Source organism: Lactobacillus laiwuensis (assembly GCF_019972835.1).
Classification (GTDB): domain Bacteria; phylum Bacillota; class Bacilli; order Lactobacillales; family Lactobacillaceae; genus Lactobacillus; species Lactobacillus laiwuensis.
Window position 1 is genome coordinate 1 of sequence record NZ_BPPB01000001.1, and the last position, 19,993, is coordinate 19,993.

A 19,993-nucleotide genomic window follows, 5' to 3' on the forward strand; every position below is an offset into this window, starting at 1 on the left:
TTTTGTTTTTAGTAAATATTTAGACATAAGAAAACCCCCGAATTGGAATCTTTGTCCAATTCCGGGGGTTAACTTCATTGATAACAGGTTTTTTGTTTGTCTAATCGATTAATATTAAGCATCCATAATTTTTCAAACTTTAATTTTGAATTGTAAGACCTTTTTTACAACAAGTTTGTATATTACAAAAACAATAATTGTAAAAAATTGTAAAAGAAAGCGTTGACATATTACATTTATACGCGGTACACTAAAATCGAAAAGTGGTCCGGATACTTTTTAGATAATATTTTTTAACGAGGAGAAAATTAATGAAAGGTTATAGTGAAGAAACTTATAAGCGTGTTTTGACAGGAGCTGTAAATCAGATTCCTAAAATTAATAATGTTGTTGATAAACTTTCTAGCAATGGTTTTTCAAATATTTACTTAGTAGGTTCAGGTGGAACTTTTGCAACAATTGGTTCACTTTCTTACATGTTTAAAGAAAATTCTAAACTTTCAGTTCATCATGAAATTGCTGCAGAAGTTGTTAAATTACATCCCAAAAATTTAGATAAAGATTCGATACTAGTTTCAGCTTCACTCACCGGTACAACAAAGGAGACAATCGATGCAGTCAAATATGCTAATAGTGTTGGTGCAAAGACGATTGGATTTACGGGTGATGAAGACTCAGAATTTGCAAAAACTGTAGATTATGCGTTTGCAGGAGAAGCAAGTAATGACAACTTGGTGGAAGTACTTGAAATACAGTTCTTCGCCTTGGGTGCTCGCTTTATGAAAAATAATGGCGAATTTCCTGAGTATGATATTTTACTTGATACACTTAAAAAAATGCCAGATACTTTATTACAAGTAAGAAAAGACGCTGATGCAAAAAGTAAAGAATTTGCAGAAAAGCATAAAGATACTAAATTCCATATGTTTGTTGGGGCAGGTAACACTTGGTGGCAAACATATGAATATGCAATGTGTGTTTTGGAAGAAATGCAATGGATAGCAACTAAATCAATAAATGCTGCAGAATTCTTCCACGGAACTGTTGAAATGACTGATAAGAACATGAGCTTTGTTCTACTTAAGGGTGAAGATAATTCTAGACAGTTAGTAGACAGGGTTGAAAAATTTGTAAGACAACATAGCAACTACGTAACGGTTCTAGATTCAAAAGATTTCAAGTTGGAAGGGATAAAAGCTGAAACAAGAGAATTCGTTGCTCCAATTGTCTTGTCAGCTGCTTTAGAGCGTATTAGTACCCATATGGAAGAAGTGACAGGTCATTCACTTGAAATAAGGAGATATTATAGAAAAGCAAACTATTAATTTATTAAATAAAATAAAGATTGGAGGGTATAGACATGATAAAACTTATGAGAGTTGATGAAAGACTGATCCATGGTCAAATAGCTTTTGCTTGGACAAATGCTATTGGCGCCAATTGTATTTTCGTAGTTAATGATGATGCAGCAAACAGTCCTTTTAGAATTGCATCATTAAAACTTGCATCTCCCCCTGGAGTGAAGTTGGTTATAAAAAACGTTAATGATGCTAAAAAGGCTTTGTCTGGAACAGCAATTGATAAATATAACATTTTTTTACTAGTTGATAATATCAAGGATGCCTTAGATTTAGCACAGTCATCAGATAAAATTAAACATATTAATCTTGGCAATATCAAAATGGCAGAGAATAAAAAGCAAGTTACTAATTCAGTTTTTTTATCTGATGAAGAATTTGAATATATTAAATCTTTAATCAAGCTGGGAGTTGAAGTTGAATGCCGCGCAATACCAGAAGATAGTAAGGTAGATCCTTTAGGAGGTAAGGAGAATGCTTAAATGCATTTTAATCGGCTTATTAGCTGCCATTGCATCACTTGAAGAGTGCACCTTTGGTGCTTCAATGATGATGAGACCCTTATTTACAGGACCTTTTGTGGGCCTAATACTAGGAGACGTAAAAAGTGGTATCATTTTCGGTGCAGTTTTGGAATTGATGTTTATGGGCTCTATTATGGTAGGTAGTGCTACACCACCTGAAGTATATTCTTCAAGTGTTCTCGGAATTGCAATAGCTATTATGAACCATGCTGGTGTGGGTACAGCAGTAGCTCTTGCTTTACCTGTTTCTGTCTTTTTGCAAATGTGGCGGAATTTTGTATATGCCGTACCCGCAAGTTATGGGGGAAAGAAAATAGAAGCTGCAATTGATCATCATGACATAAAAACGGCTAAAAGATGGCATATTTTTTGGATGCCAGCTTGGATAGCGATTCCATCAGGACTCTTAGTTTTCCTCTCAACTTATTTTGGTGCTGGACCAATTAACAAGGTAATTGACTTAATTCCTAAATTTGTCACACACGGATTCGACGTGGCTGCAGGAGTATTATCTGCTGTGGGTATTGCTTTGTTGATCAAGATGATGGGAAACAAGAAGTTAATGCCGTACTTGTTCTTAGGTTTCATAGCAGTCGAATATTTGAAGATGGATATAATTGGTGTAGCAGTCGCAGCTTTGTGTGTGGCTCTAATAGCTGTTAACAATATGAAATTTGACGAAGGCGGTGACTTTTAATGGATAAAAGTTTAAAGAAGGAACAAAATACTAAACCATTAATAGGTAATAAAGAGTTACGTAGCATGTTTTGGCGCTCTTTTCTAATACAATCGTCATGGTCATTTGACAAGATGATGGCCTACGGTCAAATGTACGGAATTGAGAGATCTCTTCGAAAAATTTATCCTAATGATGATGACTATTATGATGCATTAAAGAGGCATTGTGAAACCTTTAATGTCACACCTCATATTTCTCCTTTCATAATGGCAATTTCAGTTGCAATGGAAGAAAAAAATGCTCAGGATCCAGAATTTGATACTTCTTCAATAAATAAGGTCAAAATTGGCCTAATGGGGCCACTTTCAGGAATTGGAGATTCATTCTTTTGGGGAACCTTTAGAGTTATAGCCGCCGGTATTGGCATAGGCATAGCTAAGCAAGGCAATATTTTAGGCTCAATTTTATATTTCTTAATTTATACATCAATTCATTTTATTGCAAAATGGTTATCAGCAAAGTATGGTTATTCTTTAGGTACCAAATTTTTAAATCAAGCTGAAGGAAACCATTCTATTGAAAAATTATCTTATGGTGCTTCAATTTTAGGACTAACTGTTATTGGGGCTATGATTGGAACTATGGTAACACTTAATGCTAAATTACAATTCAATCTGAGTGGTACAGTTACCAAACTGCAAAGTATTTTTGATCAAATTTTTCCAGGTCTTCTACCTTTAGGAGTAACATTCTTTTGTCTGTTTCTGCTGAAAAAGAATGTCAAGATGATATATATCATTTTAGGAATTTTTGCTTTTGCAATATTAGGTAGCTGGGTAAATATTTTTTAGTAATTAATAAAAATTAAGACTAATGAAACACTATGATTTGTTTAAGTGCTGTAGTTAGTCTTAATTTTTTGCTTTTTAAGGAAAATATCAATGAATATCAACAAACTAATTATATTTTTAATGCTAATTTCAATGGTTATTGGCGCAGTAGACTACTGTTTTAATAATAAATTTAAGTTAGGTGATCAGTTTAAAAGAGGAATGATGACTATGGGTCAGTTAACCTTATCAATGGCAGGAATAATAATTTTCACTCCAGTAATTGCTAAACTTTTCGAACCGGTCATGTTACCCTTTTTTAAATTTTTGGGAGCAGATCCTTCACTTTTTGCTGGCTCGCTTTTTGCTATAGATATGGGAGGGTTTCAACTGGCACAAAATTTAGCATTAAACAGACAAGTAGGTCTTTTTTCAGGGATAATTTTATCATCCATGTTAGGTGCAACGTTAGTTTATACCCTACCAATTGGTTTAGGAATTATTAACAAAGAAGATAATATTTTATTTGCTAAGGGTATCTTATGCGGTATAATAACAATTCCTTCAGGCTGTTTTATAAGTGGATTGATAATGGGACTGCCTTTGAAAACTCTTTATAATAATTTATTACCAATAATGATATTTTCTATATTAATAATTATAGGTCTTAAATATTTTCCTAACTGTTCAATTTTACTATTTAAAGTAATTAGTAAATTGATTGTTATCCTAGCAATTTTCGGGCTTGTAATTGGAATTTTTCAGGAAAAAACAAATATAGTTTTTTTAAGAGGGTTATCTTCAGTTAATGACAGTATGATTACCGTTTTTAATATAGCTTTTACTCTTTCTGGAGCGTTTTGCTTATTGTCAATTTTAACACGTTGTCTGGAAAAGCCATTACGGAAAATTGGGAAAATAATGAAAATCAATTTTACTTCAATTGAAGGATTAATTTCTTCTTTAGCTAACAATATTGCGATGTTTACATTATCACCAAAAATGAATAAGCGGGGAAAAATAATAAATTTTGCCTTTTGTGTGTCGGGTTCTTTTATTTTTGGTGATCACTTGGGATTTACTGCGGTAGCAGCAAGTAATATGATCTTGCCCATGGTTATAGGTAAATTAGTTAGTGCAATTTTTGCAGTTCTTTTGGCATTATGGATTACAAGAAAAAGCGAATACACTCTTAATGGTTAAACTTGACCTCGTAAGTCATTTCCATATCGTATAAATTCATATAGCTTTCGGTATATTCTACTATGTTTCCCATGGCATCCGCAGTTGTAAAATTAATCTTAAAGATATATTGATCATCTTCAAGGTTTAAAAGCTTTTGTATTTTTTTATTAGGTTCAATGGTCGTAATATATTGTTGAAACGAAATCGGTTTGTGTCCCTTACTTTCCATATAATCATACAAACTAATGTAATTAAAATCAGTTATTAAGAAGTCAGAAAAAAATTTTTCGGGAACGTAAGTATTTTCAACTGCAAAAGGAGCAAGATCAGCAAAACGCTCTCTTTGGACGCCCACAACTTTTTCTCGATCATTAAGGTTTAATTTCTTTAAAAAAAAGTTTGTACTGCAATCTTCATAAAAATGAATTATTTTAGTCGACACTTGTTTTCCGCTATCTTTTAAGGCATCTGTTAAAGAATTTGAACCAGAAAAAGCAAACTCGGAATATTTACTTTTTCTAGCAACAATAAATGTTCCTTTTCCCTGAACTCTGAATAACAAATCATGATTAACCATATCAGAAATAGCCCGGTTTGCTGTACTTTTGCTGACTTTGAATTTATGAGCAATATTTCTGGCACTTAAAAACTTTTGTCCGGGTAAGTAGTTTTCAGTTTTTATTAAATTTATAAGTTTGGACTCTAACTCTTTATAAAGAATCTTGCTTTTATTCAAGAAAGCCTTCAACCTTTCTAAAAATTTGATCAGCTGGCAAAACATTAACTGACTTATCAGCTTTTGTATATTCTAAAGAATAAAAAAGTACTTTTTTATCATTAGTAATAAAACGACATTCTCTTTTTACAACTTTATTAATATTTTGTTCCAATTTCAAGAAATTCTTAGTTTCTTCTTCAGGTGAAATCAATTTTACAGTTGCTCTTATTTTATTAACTTGTAAATTTAAATCATCTAAAACCATGTCAAAAATTTCATTATTGATAGGTAAAAAGTTTTCTAATAATTGGTATGGGAAATAATAAAATACAACAGATTTAATATCGCTATCATCAGAAAGTCTGGAATATTTGACACAAATAATAGGAGTTTCATTTGAAATTCCTAAAATTGAACCTAGATATTGATTAGCTTTTTGTTTTGAACATACAAAGTTTGCTTTTCTATTTTTTTCAAAATTCTCACCATAAACAGATTTTAAATCTTTTTTAAAGCCATTTTCTATCAAAATAGGATCAATCTTACGTTTACTAATTTTATACCCGACTGATGGAATTATTGTTAACATATTCTGCTTTTGTAATTCAATAAGAGCTTTTCGGGCAGTACCTCTTGAAATATTATATAATTGGGCTATTTTTCTTTCATAAATAAGATCTCCCGGCAAAAATTCACCTGCAAATATTCTCCATTTAATATCATTTTTTACGTTTTCTATTTTGTTTAGGGTAGCCATTTTTTCCTCTAAATGAAACTGATCAAATTTAATTCACCTTTATTTAAAAATTATACTACAAATAACTTAAATCAAAGAATTGATAAATTTGCACAAATCTCATGTTATAAGTAATATCTCTTAAAAATATTCCTAAAAAAATGCCTTAATATTGATTGAATATTAAAGCATCTAAAAAGGTTAATATATTAAGAGAATAGAAGGCAAATCTCTTAAAAATATCATTTTATTTATAATTTAAAGTATAGTCTACACAGGCAATAATCTTATGCATACCTTTAAATAAAGCATCTTTTTCGGTAGATAAGGAAATTCTAAAGTATCTGTCAGAATACTCGAAATCACTACCCTTGGCAACAATTACATGAAAGTGGTCTTCTAAGAGTTTATAGTACAAATCAACATCTTTGATTTCATCAGGAATTTTAATAAACATATATAGGCCTCCTAGATACTTTGAGGAAGCAAAATATTTACTTGTAGAAAGCAAATTAGTTAGTTTTTTACCTCTTTGTCCAATCTCTTCAATATGATGGGTATATTGATCTGGTTCTTCTAAAATTATTTCACCAATGAATTGACTAATAGTTGGGGCACTAAAAGTGATCCCCTCATTATAATAACCGTCCCGTTCAATAATACCGGCAGGAGCAATCACATAGCCTAGACGTATTCCTGGGATAGCAAAAGTCTTGGAAAAACTGCTGACTAATATTTGATGAGAAATGTCAGTTGAGACTGGTTGATACTTATAGGTGCTCGGATAGTCACTATAAACATGATCATCAACTATAAAAATATTGTTTTCCTCACAAAGTTTATTCAAGAAGTTACGGTCTGTTTTTGAAATAGTCGCACCAGTAGGGTTATTAGGATAGTTAATGATAATAGCCTTGGTATTTCGATTTACTGCGTTTTTGATTTGGTCTTTTGGTAATGCAAAATCGGGAGCCTCTGATTTGACTATCACTGGCTTTGCGCCTACTCCTGCAATTAAATTTAAGTACGAAGGGAAAAAGGGAGCAATAACTATAATTTCATCACTTTGAGATTTGATGATTGACTTTAAGGATAAAAATGCACCATGTAAGCATGACACTGTGATTTGGATGTTATCTACATCAATATCTTTTATGCCATATTTTTCTTTGTAATATGTCACAATCTCTTTTCTGAGTTTTGGCAGACCCATACCTGGAGTGTATCCGTTGCCTTCTTTTTCAACTCGTTTCACAAGTTTGTCAATTATTCTTTTGTTTATTCCAGAACGAAAATCCCCAATAGATAAGTCAATGTAATCCGATGGTAGTATATTAACGTCTAAGCTCATAATATATTAACCTTTCTTTAAGTAAATTATTGTATAAATCATATTATTTAATTCGAAAAAGGTCAAATTGCACAAAAATAAATTCAGGTCTAATTTTTCACATAATCGAACTTGAATTAAACTTGAATTTTTGAGTAAGACAAATAAATTTATTTTTAAGAATTTAGTACTTATGAAATTCACCGTCAGGAGTGTCATTACCGTGATCCTTTTCAGGCATAACAATTGCAGCAATAATATATAAAAGCAATCCTGTAAAGAATGAAAACAATATTAAGGCTCCGCCTCCAATCCTGGTCCACGCTTTATCCCAGCCAAAGTATTCTGCGACTCCACCAAAGACACCGGAGACAATCTTATCCTCAGATTTTGTTAAACGTTTTTGCATGACAATACCTCCTTTTACTATAATTTTAATACAAAAAAATCATTTAAGTACAATTGAAAACATATTTTTAAAAATAAAAGTAGCCAAGTTTAAGTTTTTGAAAAATCACTTGCGAAATATTAAAGTGCCTAGCAGAAACTCTGCAAAATACCATTGATACTATTTACAGGTATAGCAATTTTTATACTTATATAAGCATATAAGCATTTATCTTTTGCTTATTTTTAGTTAAATCGTTGTTGCTTCAAGTAACTATTGTGACTGTCAATTAGCAAGTTCTGAATAATACGCTAGAAACAAGGAAAAATAATAAAATAATTGAACAAGAGGAATTAAATAAATATTTAGGAAAAAGCAAAAGAGCTAGTTCCACAATGGACCAGCTCTTACTATCTTAACGTGATGCCCCGAAAAAGATTCGAACTTTCACTTAGTTACCTAAACAGCGACCTGAACGCTGCGCGTCTGCCAATTCCGCCATCGGGGCTTATTATTTTTAGCACAGTAATAATCATACCAAAAATTTGGTAAAATGTAAGCATAAAACGTAAAATAATCCAAAAAATATCAGGGAAGGGAGAATCATACTTGAAAAAGAAAGCAAAAACCATCATTCTATTTTTTATCAGCTTTTTATTATTGGCACTTCCAGTTGACGTGAATGCTGCTTCAAAATTGCCTGATAATTATGATCAAGATAAAGTAGCTATCGATGCTAAAGCAGCTATAGCAATTGACAGTATGACTGGCCAATTATTGTATGGCAAAAATATTAATCAGCCATTGCCCATAGCTTCAATGACAAAACTGGTAACCGCATATTTAACCCTAAAGGCAATTGATCAGGAAAAAATCAATTGGAACACTAAGGTTACGCCTACTCGGCAAATTTTTGCCGTTGCCAGTAACAGAGAGTATTCAAACGTTCCCTTGCGTATGAAGCACACGTATACGATTAGACAATTGTATCAAGCAACTTTAATTGAATCCGCTAACGGAGCTGCAATGATGTTAGCAGAAGCAATTAGTGGTTCTCAGGTTGCGTTCGTTAAGCAAATGAGACAGCAGTTGCAAAAATGGGGCATCAGAGATGCTCGTATTTATACAACCTGCGGCTTGCCCAACAAAAGCGTTGGTAATGATGCTTATCCTGGGGCAGGTAAAAATGATGAGAACATGTTGTCTGCCAAGGATATGGCTATTGTAGGTCAGAAATTAATACAGGATTATCCTGAAGTACTTAAGACTACTAAAATTGCTAAAATGGACTTTATTGACCAAAATATGGCAACGCCAATGAGCAATTTTAACTGGATGTTAAAAGGGATGCCGCAATATCATAAAAATCTAAAAATCGATGGTTTGAAAACAGGAACTACTGACGCTGCAGGTGCTTGTTTCATTGCGACTGCACCTCATCGTGCTGGAAGAATCATTACTGTAATCATGGGAGCGAAACATGTTACTAACACTGATCCCGCCCGTTTTATTCAAACAGCTAAACTGCTCAATTATGTTTATCAAAAATACGAGCCCTTAGTTTTTCAGCGTAATGAGGTAATTATTGGTCACACTAATATGGCAGTTCACAATGGACAAGCTAGGCAGATAAATATTGGTATCAAAAATAAAGCACTGATCTGGATAGCACGAAATGGCTCTAAATTTCAGGTGGGTTTAACATCCAAAACTGTTGAAGCTCCAGTAGAAAAAGGGCAAAAAATCAACGCTTATTACTTTAAGATTGGCAAAAACAAAATTATTTCACTGCAAAGTCCCAATGGACTATTGTTGCCCGCCCATGCTTTAGAATCAACTAATAGAGTAAACATTTTTGTAAGGTTTTGGCGCTGGCTATTTGGAGGCTAATATGGCAGAAATTACAGAAGATATTTTGACTAAAGTAATAAAAAAAAGACCAAGTGACTCTCATAAGGGTAATTACGGCAGGATCTTATTAATAGGTGGCAGTGAAAACTATGGTGGTGCAATCATCATGGCAGCCGAGGCTGCACTTAATAGTGGTACTGGACTAATTTCTGTGGCTACCCATGCAGTGAACCTGGATGCACTGCATGCACGTAATCCTGAGGTCATGTTTATTGACTGGCGTGACCGGAATTTGGTAAATTTAATGAAAAAAATGGATGTTATTGTTTGTGGCCCAGGTTTGGGTACGGGAACATTTGCTTGGCAATTAATGTCAACAATATGTCAAAATGTTTCTCAAAATCAAATCTTAGTATTAGATGCAAGTGCTTTGGACATGATTGCTCAAGATAAAAATTTAATTCCAAAACAAGCCAGTTTAGTTATTTTAACTCCGCATCAAATGGAGTGGCAGCGTTTGAGTCAGATTAGAATCCCATTTCAGACTGACAGTGCAAATCTAAGTGCTTTAAAAAAGATTTTCCCTACACAAAATGCTATTTTAGTTTTAAAATCAAATCACACTCACATTTATACCAAAACCGATCAGATTTTTGTGAATCCGTTAGGCAACCCTGGCATGGCCACGGGTGGAATGGGAGATACATTAGCAGGTATTATTGGTGGCTTTACAGCTCAATTTGGCAATAATTTAGATTCTGTTCTGGCTGCAGTTTTTATTCATTCATTGGCAGGCGATAAAATTGCTGAAAATAATTATGTGGTGCGACCGACAACAATTAGTGCTTTACTACCGCAGTTGATGGAAGAATATGCCAGTTGATAATTTTTAGTCGAATTTAGATCTTTTTGGAGAAGAATAATTTTATGAAAAATAGTCTGTTAAAAACCCTTACTGCTTTTTGTGTTTTATTAATTTGTGCAATCAGCTTAGCCCGGGTTTCTATGCCTTCTCAGCAAAAAGAAGTAAATAAAACAAAAGATGCTCGAAAAACTGCTGTTATTAAGACTGCTGCTTCATATCGTCCATATCAAGATCCAAAAGATTTGCGCGCTCCTTTTAACTGGAAAAAGTCTAGTGAAGCAAAACACTATCCTAAAATTAAGCACCTTGAAAATGATTTGAGTATTAGAGTTTCACTTAAAGGCAATCGCGTATATATTCTACGTGAAAACAAGAGAATTTATACCATGATATCTAGTGCTGGTCTATTTAAAAAGGGCAAGTCTTTGACGCCCACTGGTAAATTCAAGATTAAAAACGATCGTGGTGACTCCTTTTATAATCCTGAATTGAACGAGGGAGCCAATAATTGGACTAGCTGGGATAAAGAAAATGTTTATCTTTTTCATTCGGTTCCAACGAAAGGCAATGGCAAATACAACATTAAAGAGGCTGAAAAGTTGGGAGTTAAGCCTGCTTCTCACGGTTGTATCAGGTTAAGTGTCCCTGATTCTCGCTGGCTAGTTGAAAACATTCCTGCCGGAACAAAAGTAATTATCAAAAATAACTAAAAAATTTGGCGCACGCATTATTTCCTGTTATAATCATGAGATGAAAGTGGTTAGAAGTAGTATGTATTTTTCTAGAAAAGCGAGCTTGAGTTGGTGAAAGTCAAGCTGGAAAAATGACTGAAGGCGTGTCTAACCGACCAAATAGAAAATTTAATAAGCGGATACTTTGTATCAAAAAGAGTGGTACCGCGGGTTATACTCGTCTCTTCTTCAAGTTAGTGAAGGAGAGACTTTTTTTGGCATTTAGGAGGGAAAAATGGATTTTAAGAACAAGGTTGTCGAGTTAGTTGCTGGACAGGTTGACCTTTCCAAAGAGCAAATCAATTCGTTAATTGAAAGGCCCAAAAATGAAAACATGGGTGACTATGCATTTCCAACCTTTGCTTTGGCAAAAGTGGAACACAAAAATCCTGCAGTTATTGCACAAAATATTGCAAGTGAGCTAAAGAGCACTGATTTTGCATCTATCACGGCTGTAGGTCCATACGTTAACTTTTCAATAGATCATGGCAGATTGATCTCGCAAACTCTTGCAGAAATTTTGCAGCAAAAAGAGCACTTTGGGGATCAAAAGTTAGGAGAGGGTAACGTCCCAATTGATATGTCTAGCCCTAATATTGCCAAGCCAATGTCGATGGGGCACTTAAGGTCAACAGTAATTGGCAATTCAATTGCCAAGACTTTGGAAAAGGTGGGGTATTCACCTATCAAAATTAATTATTTAGGTGACTACGGCACTCAATTTGGTAAATTAATTGCTGCTTATAAGCATTGGGGCGTTGAAGAAGATGTGAAAAAAGACCCCATCATGAATTTATTTAAATACTACGTAAAATTTCACAAAGAGGCTGAAAAACATCCGGAACTGGATGATGAAGGACGTGCGTGGTTTAAAAAACTAGAAGAGGGCGATCCGGAAGCAGTTAAATTGTGGCAATGGTTCCGTGACGTATCTTTAGCTGATTTTAATCGCATTTATAAAGAACTCGGAGTTACTTTTGATTCATATAAAGGCGAAGCTTTCTTTAATGATAAAATGCAACCTGTGATTGATGAACTGAAAGAGAAGGGTCTTTTACATGAATCTCGGGGTGCACAAGTGGTTGACATGGGTGAAGATGAAAATCCTGCTTTGATTGTTAAATCTGATGGTACGAGTATCTATTTAACACGTGATTTGGCAGCTGCAATTTATCGAATGAAGACTTATCATTTTGTTAAAATGCTTTACGTAGTCGGTAATGAACAGGCTCAGCATTTTGTAGAGCTAAAAACTGTTCTGAAGAAAATGGGTTATGATTGGGCTGACGAAATTTATCATGTTCCTTTTGGCTTGATTACTCAAAATGGTAAAAAGTTATCTACTAGAAAAGGCAATGTGGTTTTTCTTGATCAAGTGTTACAAGACGCCGTTAAACTAGCTCAAAAACAAATTGAGCAGAAAAATCCTGATTTGACCAACAAAGAGCAGGTAGCTCATGATGTTGGAGTTGGCGCAGTTATTTTTCATGATTTAAAGAATGAAAGAACTGAAAACTTTGATTTTGATCTAGATGAAGTTGTCCGTTTTGAAGGGGATACCGGTCCTTACGTGCAATACACAAATGCGCGTGCACAAAGCGTTTTACGCAAAGCTTTGGCGCAAGGTCACAAACCTAGTCTTTCTAATATAAAGATAGATGATAACTGGTCTTTTGGCGTTGCCAAGTCTTTAGCCGACTTCCCCCGTATCATTGCTCGCAGCAGTGCTAAGTTTGAACCGTCAATTATTGCTAAATATGCGCTTGATTTAGCCAAGAAGTTTAATAAATATTATGCTAATGTCAAAGTTTTAGTTGATGACGCTCAAATTGGTGGGCGGCTGGCACTAGTTCAAGCAACTTCAATTGTTTTAACCGAAGCTTTGCGACTATTAGGGGTGAATGCTCCTAAAGAAATGTAAAAATTTTAAATAATAACGTTTACATCAAATAAAAGATTGTTCAACGATTAATTAATACGATACAATATGACTGTAAGTTTAATAGGAGGTATATTTAATGGCATATTTAGATAATGGTAATCAAATCTTTAAGGATGCTCGTAAAAACCATTATGCAGTAGGTGCTTATAACACTAACAACTTGGAATGGACACGTGCAATTTTGCAAGCTGCTGAGGAAACAAGAACCCCAGTTTTAATTCAGGTATCAATGGGTGCTGCTAAGTACATGGGTGGCTATAAAGTTGCTAAGGACTTAGTTGAAGACGAAATTGATGCAATGGACATCTCTGTTCCAGTTGTATTGAACTTAGATCACGGTAGCTTTGAAGCTGCTAAAGAATGTATTGCTCTTGGCTACTCATCAGTTATGTTTGATGGACATGCTTTACCAACTGAAGAGAACTTAGCTCAAACCAAAGAAATTGTTAAGTTGGCTCATGAACGTGGTATTTCAGTTGAGGCCGAAATCGGTAAAATTGGTGAAAACCAAGGAGCCGATGGTGGTGAACTTGCATCTGTTGAAGACGCAAAAACTTTCGTAGCTGCAGGTGTTGATAAACTTGCTTGTGGTATTGGTAATATCCATGGTGTTTACCCAGAAGGCTGGAAAGGCTTAAACTTTGATCGCTTGAAGGAAATCGCAGATGCAGTTTCTGTTCCATTGGTATTACATGGTGGTTCAGGTATTCCTGAAGACCAAGTTAAGAAGGCTATCTCTCTTGGAATTTCTAAAGTTAACATTAATACTGAGTTCCAATTAGCTTTCCAAGCTGCTACTCGTAAGTACTTTGAAGCACATAAGGATGAAGATAAAGACAACAAGGGTTATGACCCTCGTAAGCTTCTTCTTCCTGGTACTGAAGCAATTACAGCTTCAATGAAGGAAATGATCACTTGGCTTGGTACTCCATCAATTGATGACAAGATTAAGTCAGCTGGTTTTGACAAGAGTTCATTGAACTTAGAATAATTTGATATTTAAGTAAAGGGAGATCAATTGTTTAGGTTGATCTTCCTTTTTTTGATTTTTTAGCAGCTAGGATTAAATATTGACTGCAAACGAAAAATACCATCTTCATATTCATATTTTAAAACTGAGCAGTTTTTTAAAGTGATATTTGCGTTCAAAAGTATTATATTTTTCCCACTTTCTATAAAAATTCGCTATAGCACCGGCATGTGATACAATCAGAATATGTTGACAAGGGGATGGTTCTGCAATACTGGTGATCGCTTTATTGATTCTTGCGACTACCTGTTTTTGGGATTCACCACCAAATTGAACAAAAAAGTCGTTATCAGGTAGTGGCGGATTTAAGTGTTCACCTTCTCCTTCGTATGCGCCGAAATTCCACTCACGTAAATCTTTATGCGTTTCAAAAGGTAGATCGGTCACTATTTTTAAAGCATCTATTGCCCTTTCAGAAGTTGAACAATGTGCCACTTCTAGATTGATTTTCTCATGCTCAAAATATTCTTTTTTCGTTGCTTTTGCTTGTTTAATTCCTAATGAAGTTAAAAGTGATTCACAAAATCCCTGGATCTTATGTTGGACATTAAACAAAGTTTGTCCGTGACGCAATAGATAAATATATTTTATATTTTTACCTTCTTTGATATATTCCATTTAATTGTAAACAAAAAGATCATAAAAATCTAAATGAAATAAATTGACTTAAAGTCCAATTTAAGCGTTATACTCAAGAAAAGAAGTATGGAGGGATAAACATGATTTTTGAAGAAACATTTACACTTAATAATGAAGTAAAAATTCCTAAACTAGCTTTGGGAACGTGGGAAATTCCTGATGATGAAGTAGCTGCACCTGTGCAAGCTGCCCTAAAGATGGGTTACCGGCATCTTGATACTGCTCAGGCCTATCATAATGAAAAAGGAGTGGGTCAAGGTATCAAAGATTCAGGTATTAGCCGTGACCAAATCTTTGTTAATTCTAAAGTAGAAGCTGAAATCAAAAATTATCAAGAAGCTAAAAAGTCAATTGATGAAACCCTTGATCGTATGAATCTTGACTATTTAGATATGATGATTATTCACAATCCTCAACCTTGGAAGGAAGTTAACCAGTCAGATGATCGCCATTTTGAAGGCAATCTTGAAACTTGGCGAGCATTAGAAGATGCTATGAAAGAAGGAAAATTACGCGCAATTGGTGTTTCTAGTTTTCAGCCGGAAGACTTGCAGAATTTAATTGACAACAGTGATGTTAAACCAATGGTAAATCAAATTTTGTGTCATATTGGAGCAACACCTAAAAAACTAATTGATTTCTGTCAAGAACATGACATTGTTGTGGAGTCATTTTCGCCAGTTGCTCATGGTGAGGCTCTGACGAATACTACTATTAAAAGTATGGCAGAAAAATATCAAGTTTCAGTTGCCCAGTTATGTATTCGTTATGATTGGCAGCTCAATACAGTAGTTTTGCCAAAGTCTGTTAATCCAGAGCATATGAAGCAGAATGCAGAATTGAACTTTGAAATAAGTGATGTAGACATGAAAACTTTGGAGAATATTCATAATTTTGATTATGGCTCTTCGAGTCATTTTCCAGTATTTGGTGGAAAAAGATAAAAAAGAGTGCTTCGAATCTTTTAAAGTGATCTTGAGCTTAAATTTTTCGAATAAGTTATCAGAATATAAAGTTAATTTATTGATTTAATTTGATAATAAAAACAATCAAATACCTAACTTACCTTCTAAGCTGATTTCTCAGTTTAGAAGGTTTTTTTGTTAAAAAAATTAAATTAAGCCAATTTTTACTTAATAAGGTAACTTCTTGATAAGCTTATTTTTACTTACAATTAAGATAAATGTCCGTTGTTGAAGCAAACAACGGACACTTTTTAATTAATTAAGCGTTTACATAAGTAGCAAAATAAAAATATCAGGAGGTATGACCAGTGCATAAAGAAATTAGTCAAGAAATTATTGATTATCTCAAGCTTCACAATAAGTTCATTACTTCTGAAGAACTATCAAATGGTTTAAATGTTTCGAAAAAAACAATTGCTCGCCATATCAATAGTATCAACAAAAAATATTCTCAACCAATAATTGTTTCCCAAAGGGGGCGGGGCTATGAGCTAAATTATTCGAATTATCTTAATGTGGCAAATAGCAGTGTCCATAATGATTCATCAACACAGCTCAGACAGGAGAATATGCTGGCAAAGTTGCTTTTTGCATCCCCCAATGATGTTAAAATTTATGACTTAGTTAACAGTTTATATATCAGCGAACCTGTCTTGAGAAATGATGAAAAGCAAATCAGTAAAAGAATATGTAAGTGGAATTTAAAACTTGAAAGCAAACAAAGATCAGTAAAGATTACTGGCAATGAGAAAGACATCAGAAGTGCTTTGATGGAGGTAGTACTTCACATTAATAAGTCTACGGACATTGAAACTTTGCGAAAAAATACTTCTCAATTAGATCAAAAGGATTTTAATTTTGCTTTAAGCCAGGTCGAAATGGCACTGCGAGTTTTAAATGGCTCTTTACCTTATCCGTATAATATAAATTTTTTTGCTCATATTTATGTTCTTTTGATTAGGGCAAAAAAATTTAAGGCAATGGATAAGTCAATTTCTCTAGATACCAGTTTGCAAACAGAAATTAAAATGAATCCTGAAATTTTTAGCATTTGCAAAAGTATTGTATCAAACATGAAAAAGTATCTAGGCTTTAAAGGAGAAGAATTAGATTCCGAAGTTTATTACTTATTTAAGTATCTGCTAACTTCTCGCTTTAATTCATTTGATGGCATTGTTCTAGATGATCGCGATTTGGCAGATCAGGTTACCGACTTTTTTATTTCCAAAGTTTCCGCTTATTTACATTGCAGCTTTTCACCTTCTATAAAAGATGAAATTAAAAATCATGTTTTGGCCATGATTAGCAGGTTGAAAATGAAGATATCCTTACCAAATGCCCTTTTAAAAGATATCAAACTAGAATATCCGCAAGTTTTCACCGCTACCAAAAAAGCTGCAACCTTAGCAAGTCAAAAATTTAATTTACCGGTAATCCCGGACGATGAAACTGGCTTTATCTGTTTGTACTTTGCCAAATATTATGAAGAAAATAACAAATCAAATAAGAAGATTAAGGCCTATGTAATTTGCACAACAGGTATTGGAACTTCCGGAATTATTTCTACCAAGATAAAAAACTCAATCCCTGAGATTGAAATTGTTGGGTTAGCTTCTAATTACAATATTGAAAATATTATCAAAAATAAGCCTGAAATTGAATTGCTAATTAGTACAGTTCCGATTAATTATCACGGAAAGATTCCTGTTGAATTAGTAAGTGCCTTTTTTACGAAAAAGGATGAACAGAAAGTCAGAAAAGTAGTAAGGAACATCATTAATGAACGAAATTTTGCTTGAAAGTTGTGATTTTGATGTAACAGATCAAAAAGCGGCTTTTCAAATTGTAGCTGATATAGTCGCTTCAAAAATGGATGTGAGCAAAGTAACAGTTTTAAAAAGTTTGTCAACGAGAGAAAAAATCGCTAACACGGCTTTGGTAAAGGGAATTGCCATTCCTCACGTAATTTTAGAATCCGATTTTACTCCTTGGTTATTGATTCTAAAATCAAAAACTTTAATAGCTGATTGGGATTGTCTTGATGATTCCAAGGTTAATACGCTTATCTGTTTAGTAGTTCCAAAAATAATAAAAAAATCCAACAAAAGCTTTAAAAAAATAATTCAGATCATAGACAAGTTGGCTAACGACAATGTCATTGCAGAAATAAACAAAGCTGAAAGTGCAACTGAAATTGTTCAGATTTTAAAAAGATAGGAGGTCAAAAAATTTGGCTGATAAAGAAATTAATATTGCGAAAGTCATTAATTTAAACTTGATTGACCTTCATTTAAATGGAAAAACTAAAAAAGATGTAATTAAAGAGCTCAGTACTCTTTTGAAAGAGGATGACGATATTACAAATACCCAGGACTTCATTGATGACGTATTTCTACGTGAAGAAGAAGGGGAAACTGGAATTGGTCAAGGAGTGGCAATCCCACACGGCAAATCAAAAGCCGTCAAAAATACTATGATAGCGATTGGTCTAAGTGATCATCCTATACCATGGGAAACTTTAGATGATAAACCAGTTACAGCCGTAATTTTATTTGCAGTTAGGGATCAAGATGCGGATACGTTGCACCTAAAGCTTTTACAAAGAGTGGCAATTTTACTGTCTGATGATGATTTCATTAATAAGCTACATGCCGCCAAAAATAAGAAAAATGTTATTGATCTTTTGTGTGGAAACAAAGGGAGATGATTAATTATGAAAATAGTTTGTGTTTGTGCTTGCACATCTGGTATTGCCCATACTTATCTAGCAAAGGCAAAGCTGGAAAAGGCAGCCAAAGAATTGGGGGATGAAATTCACATTGAAACTCAAGGTACAATCGGTACAGAAAATGCACTAACTCCAGAGCAAATTGCTGAGGCAGATGTGGCATTGTTAGCTGTTGATATTGCAACTACTGGCAATGAGCGTTTTAAAAATATGCCGACAGTAAAAGTAGGTACTTCTCTGGTGGTAAAAGCCCCCAAACAATTGTTGGAAAAAATTGAAGAAGAAGTGAAAGAAAAAAAGAATCAAAAGGAGTGATTTAAATGAATACATTTGTCACAGGTGCTAAAAAAGCTGGATCAGCTGTCAAAAAGCATCTGTTAACTTCCATTTCATACATGTTGCCATTAGTTGTGGCCTCGGGATTATTGATAGCTATAGGTAATCTGATGGGTGGTAAGCAGGTAACAAGCCTTGCACAAATGAACTTTCCCAATAGCATTACCACTTTGGGTGTATTGGGAATGGGATTACTACCATCGTTCATCGCCGGCTATATTGGTTATTCAATTGCCGATAGACCTGGTATTGCACCTGGATTTCTTGCAGGACAGATAGCTTCTTTTTTGGGAGCAGGTTTTCTTGGCGGTATCATCGGGGGTTTTATTGCTGGTTATATTGCACTAGGTATTAGAAAAATAAAAGTCCCTCGGTGGGCCAACGGACTGATGCCTATGTTAATAGTACCGACTGTTACTGCAATTTTTACAGCTCTGATTATGTTCTTCCTATTAGGTCGACCACTAACAGCTGCCACGACCGCTCTTAATCACTTCATTACTGGCTTAGATCGGTCCCAAAGAGCATTGTACGGCTTTTGAATTGGTTGGATTGGCTGTGCTGATTTTGGAGGCGCTATTAGTAAAATTCCAAATTTGATTTGTGATGGTTTGCTGCTTGATGGGATCAAAGGACCAGAAGGAATTAAAGTTTTAGCTGCCATGGTGCCACCATTTGGAATCACTATGTCTTACTTTTTAGCCAAACTATTTCATAAAAATATTTATACCAAAAGAGAAGTTGAAAATATTGAAGTAGCTTTTCCGATGGGATGCTGCATGATAACCGAAGGCGTCATTCCAATTGCGATGAATGACTTGTTACGTACTTTACCTTGTACTTGGATTGGGTGTGGCATTACAGGAATGATTAGTTATGGCTGGGGCAATGAGAGTTCAGTTCCTTCTGGCGGAATCTTTGTCATTCCGGCTATGTCTAAGCCTATGATTGCCGTAATTGCTTTATTAGCAGGATCATTAGTAACAGGAATATTATTGGCAATTATTAAAAAGCCATTGACTGATAAAGAGGTAAATGAAACACCAGACGAAAGTCAAGATGATGAAAAAGATGTTGACCTTTCAGGTGTGAACTTGCAATAAAAATTTAGAGGAAGTGATGCCAAATTTAATCTAAAAAAGTTAATATCATTTAATT

20 protein-coding genes, 1 tRNA gene and 1 pseudogene are annotated in these 19,993 nt (G+C 34.1%); 16 read left to right on the top strand and 6 right to left on the bottom strand.

The genetic code is table 11. The features are described 5' to 3' along the window. Window positions 1-311 precede the first annotated feature (311 nt). From LDM92_RS00005 to LDM92_RS00025, 5 genes are all read left to right on the top strand, one after another. Complete coding sequence (locus LDM92_RS00005; RefSeq protein ID WP_223901513.1) at window positions 312-1,325, top strand: SIS domain-containing protein; 1,014 nt, start codon at window positions 312-314, stop codon at window positions 1,323-1,325. A 35-nt stretch (window positions 1,326-1,360) separates the two neighbouring features. Continuing rightward, the gene (locus LDM92_RS00010; protein ID WP_223901514.1) at window positions 1,361-1,840 is read left to right on the top strand and encodes a PTS sugar transporter subunit IIB; all 480 of its coding nucleotides are present in this window, start codon (window positions 1,361-1,363) and stop codon (window positions 1,838-1,840) included. Next, window positions 1,833-2,579 (top strand): PTS mannose/fructose/sorbose/N-acetylgalactosamine transporter subunit IIC, encoded by a 747-nt coding sequence (locus LDM92_RS00015; RefSeq protein WP_223901515.1) that lies wholly within the window; start codon window positions 1,833-1,835, stop codon window positions 2,577-2,579. Before LDM92_RS00010 ends, LDM92_RS00015 begins: the two co-directional genes overlap by 8 nt. After that, window positions 2,579-3,412, top strand: a complete 834-nt coding sequence (locus LDM92_RS00020; protein WP_223901516.1) for a PTS system mannose/fructose/sorbose family transporter subunit IID — start codon at window positions 2,579-2,581, stop codon at window positions 3,410-3,412. Before LDM92_RS00015 ends, LDM92_RS00020 begins: the two co-directional genes overlap by 1 nt. 90 nt (window positions 3,413-3,502) lie before the next feature. Further along, entirely contained in the window at window positions 3,503-4,594 is a 1,092-nt protein-coding gene (locus LDM92_RS00025) for an ethanolamine utilization protein EutH (protein WP_223901517.1), read from the top strand. On the opposite strand, the gene LDM92_RS00030 is transcribed toward LDM92_RS00025, so the two are convergent. The 5 genes from LDM92_RS00030 to LDM92_RS00050 form a co-directional block, all read right to left on the bottom strand. Further along, window positions 4,584-5,312 (bottom strand): GntR family transcriptional regulator, encoded by a 729-nt coding sequence (locus LDM92_RS00030; RefSeq protein WP_223901518.1) that lies wholly within the window; start codon window positions 5,310-5,312, stop codon window positions 4,584-4,586. The genes LDM92_RS00025 and LDM92_RS00030 overlap by 11 nt on opposite strands. Beyond that, window positions 5,305-6,051, bottom strand: coding sequence for a GntR family transcriptional regulator (locus tag LDM92_RS00035; protein ID WP_223901519.1), 747 nt, complete (start codon window positions 6,049-6,051; stop codon window positions 5,305-5,307). The genes LDM92_RS00030 and LDM92_RS00035 overlap by 8 nt, the downstream gene beginning before the upstream one ends. Before the next feature lie 226 nt (window positions 6,052-6,277). Further along, entirely contained in the window at window positions 6,278-7,381 is a 1,104-nt protein-coding gene (locus tag LDM92_RS00040; protein WP_223901520.1) for a pyridoxal phosphate-dependent aminotransferase, read from the bottom strand. A gap of 163 nt (window positions 7,382-7,544) precedes the next feature. Further along, complete coding sequence (locus LDM92_RS00045) at window positions 7,545-7,769, bottom strand: PspC domain-containing protein (RefSeq protein WP_045928355.1); 225 nt, start codon at window positions 7,767-7,769, stop codon at window positions 7,545-7,547. Window positions 7,770-8,172: 403 nt separating this feature from the next. Continuing rightward, window positions 8,173-8,256: transfer RNA gene (locus LDM92_RS00050), tRNA-Leu, on the bottom strand. A gap of 101 nt (window positions 8,257-8,357) precedes the next feature. Here LDM92_RS00050 and LDM92_RS00055 point away from each other — a divergent pair. The 5 genes from LDM92_RS00055 (at window position 8,358) to fba (ending at window position 14,128) form a co-directional block, all read left to right on the top strand. Beyond that, window positions 8,358-9,638 (top strand): serine hydrolase, encoded by a 1,281-nt coding sequence (locus LDM92_RS00055; protein WP_223901521.1) that lies wholly within the window; start codon window positions 8,358-8,360, stop codon window positions 9,636-9,638. A gap of 1 nt (window position 9,639) precedes the next feature. After that, window positions 9,640-10,482 (top strand): NAD(P)H-hydrate dehydratase, encoded by an 843-nt coding sequence (locus tag LDM92_RS00060; protein ID WP_223901522.1) that lies wholly within the window; start codon window positions 9,640-9,642, stop codon window positions 10,480-10,482. Between the two features lie 44 nt (window positions 10,483-10,526). Next, entirely contained in the window at window positions 10,527-11,174 is a 648-nt protein-coding gene (locus LDM92_RS00065; RefSeq protein WP_223901523.1) for a L,D-transpeptidase, read from the top strand. Between the two features lie 256 nt (window positions 11,175-11,430). After that, window positions 11,431-13,116, top strand: coding sequence for an arginine--tRNA ligase (gene argS / locus LDM92_RS00070; RefSeq protein WP_223901524.1), 1,686 nt, complete (start codon window positions 11,431-11,433; stop codon window positions 13,114-13,116). A gap of 97 nt (window positions 13,117-13,213) precedes the next feature. Next, a complete protein-coding gene (gene fba, locus LDM92_RS00075) occupies window positions 13,214-14,128 on the top strand; it encodes a class II fructose-1,6-bisphosphate aldolase (RefSeq protein ID WP_187160029.1) in 915 nt (304 codons plus the stop codon). A 111-nt stretch (window positions 14,129-14,239) separates the two neighbouring features. Here fba and LDM92_RS00080 read toward each other — a convergent pair whose 3' ends face one another. Then, window positions 14,240-14,785 carry a histidine phosphatase family protein gene (locus LDM92_RS00080; protein WP_223901525.1) on the bottom strand — a complete coding sequence of 182 codons (546 nt, stop codon included), beginning with the start codon at window positions 14,783-14,785 and terminating at the stop codon, window positions 14,240-14,242. A 101-nt stretch (window positions 14,786-14,886) separates the two neighbouring features. Here LDM92_RS00080 and LDM92_RS00085 point away from each other — a divergent pair, with 101 nt between their 5' ends. From LDM92_RS00085 to LDM92_RS00110, 6 genes and pseudogenes are all read left to right on the top strand, one after another. Beyond that, on the top strand, window positions 14,887-15,750 hold the full coding sequence (locus LDM92_RS00085; protein ID WP_223901526.1) for an aldo/keto reductase: 864 nt from the start codon (window positions 14,887-14,889) through the stop codon (window positions 15,748-15,750). A gap of 329 nt (window positions 15,751-16,079) precedes the next feature. Next, window positions 16,080-17,570, top strand: coding sequence for a BglG family transcription antiterminator (locus tag LDM92_RS00090; protein ID WP_223901527.1), 1,491 nt, complete (start codon window positions 16,080-16,082; stop codon window positions 17,568-17,570). Next, window positions 17,551-17,988 carry a PTS sugar transporter subunit IIA gene (locus LDM92_RS00095; RefSeq protein ID WP_223901528.1) on the top strand — a complete coding sequence of 146 codons (438 nt, stop codon included), beginning with the start codon at window positions 17,551-17,553 and terminating at the stop codon, window positions 17,986-17,988. Before LDM92_RS00090 ends, LDM92_RS00095 begins: the two co-directional genes overlap by 20 nt. 13 nt (window positions 17,989-18,001) lie before the next feature. Continuing rightward, window positions 18,002-18,478: a PTS sugar transporter subunit IIA gene (locus LDM92_RS00100; protein WP_223901529.1), complete on the top strand. Its 477-nt coding sequence runs from the start codon at window positions 18,002-18,004 to the stop codon at window positions 18,476-18,478. Window positions 18,479-18,484: 6 nt separating this feature from the next. After that, on the top strand, window positions 18,485-18,814 hold the full coding sequence (locus LDM92_RS00105; RefSeq protein WP_223901530.1) for a PTS fructose transporter subunit IIB: 330 nt from the start codon (window positions 18,485-18,487) through the stop codon (window positions 18,812-18,814). A gap of 80 nt (window positions 18,815-18,894) precedes the next feature. After that, a pseudogene (locus LDM92_RS00110) lies at window positions 18,895-19,938 on the top strand (PTS fructose transporter subunit IIC). The last annotated feature ends 55 nt before the right edge of the window (window positions 19,939-19,993 follow it).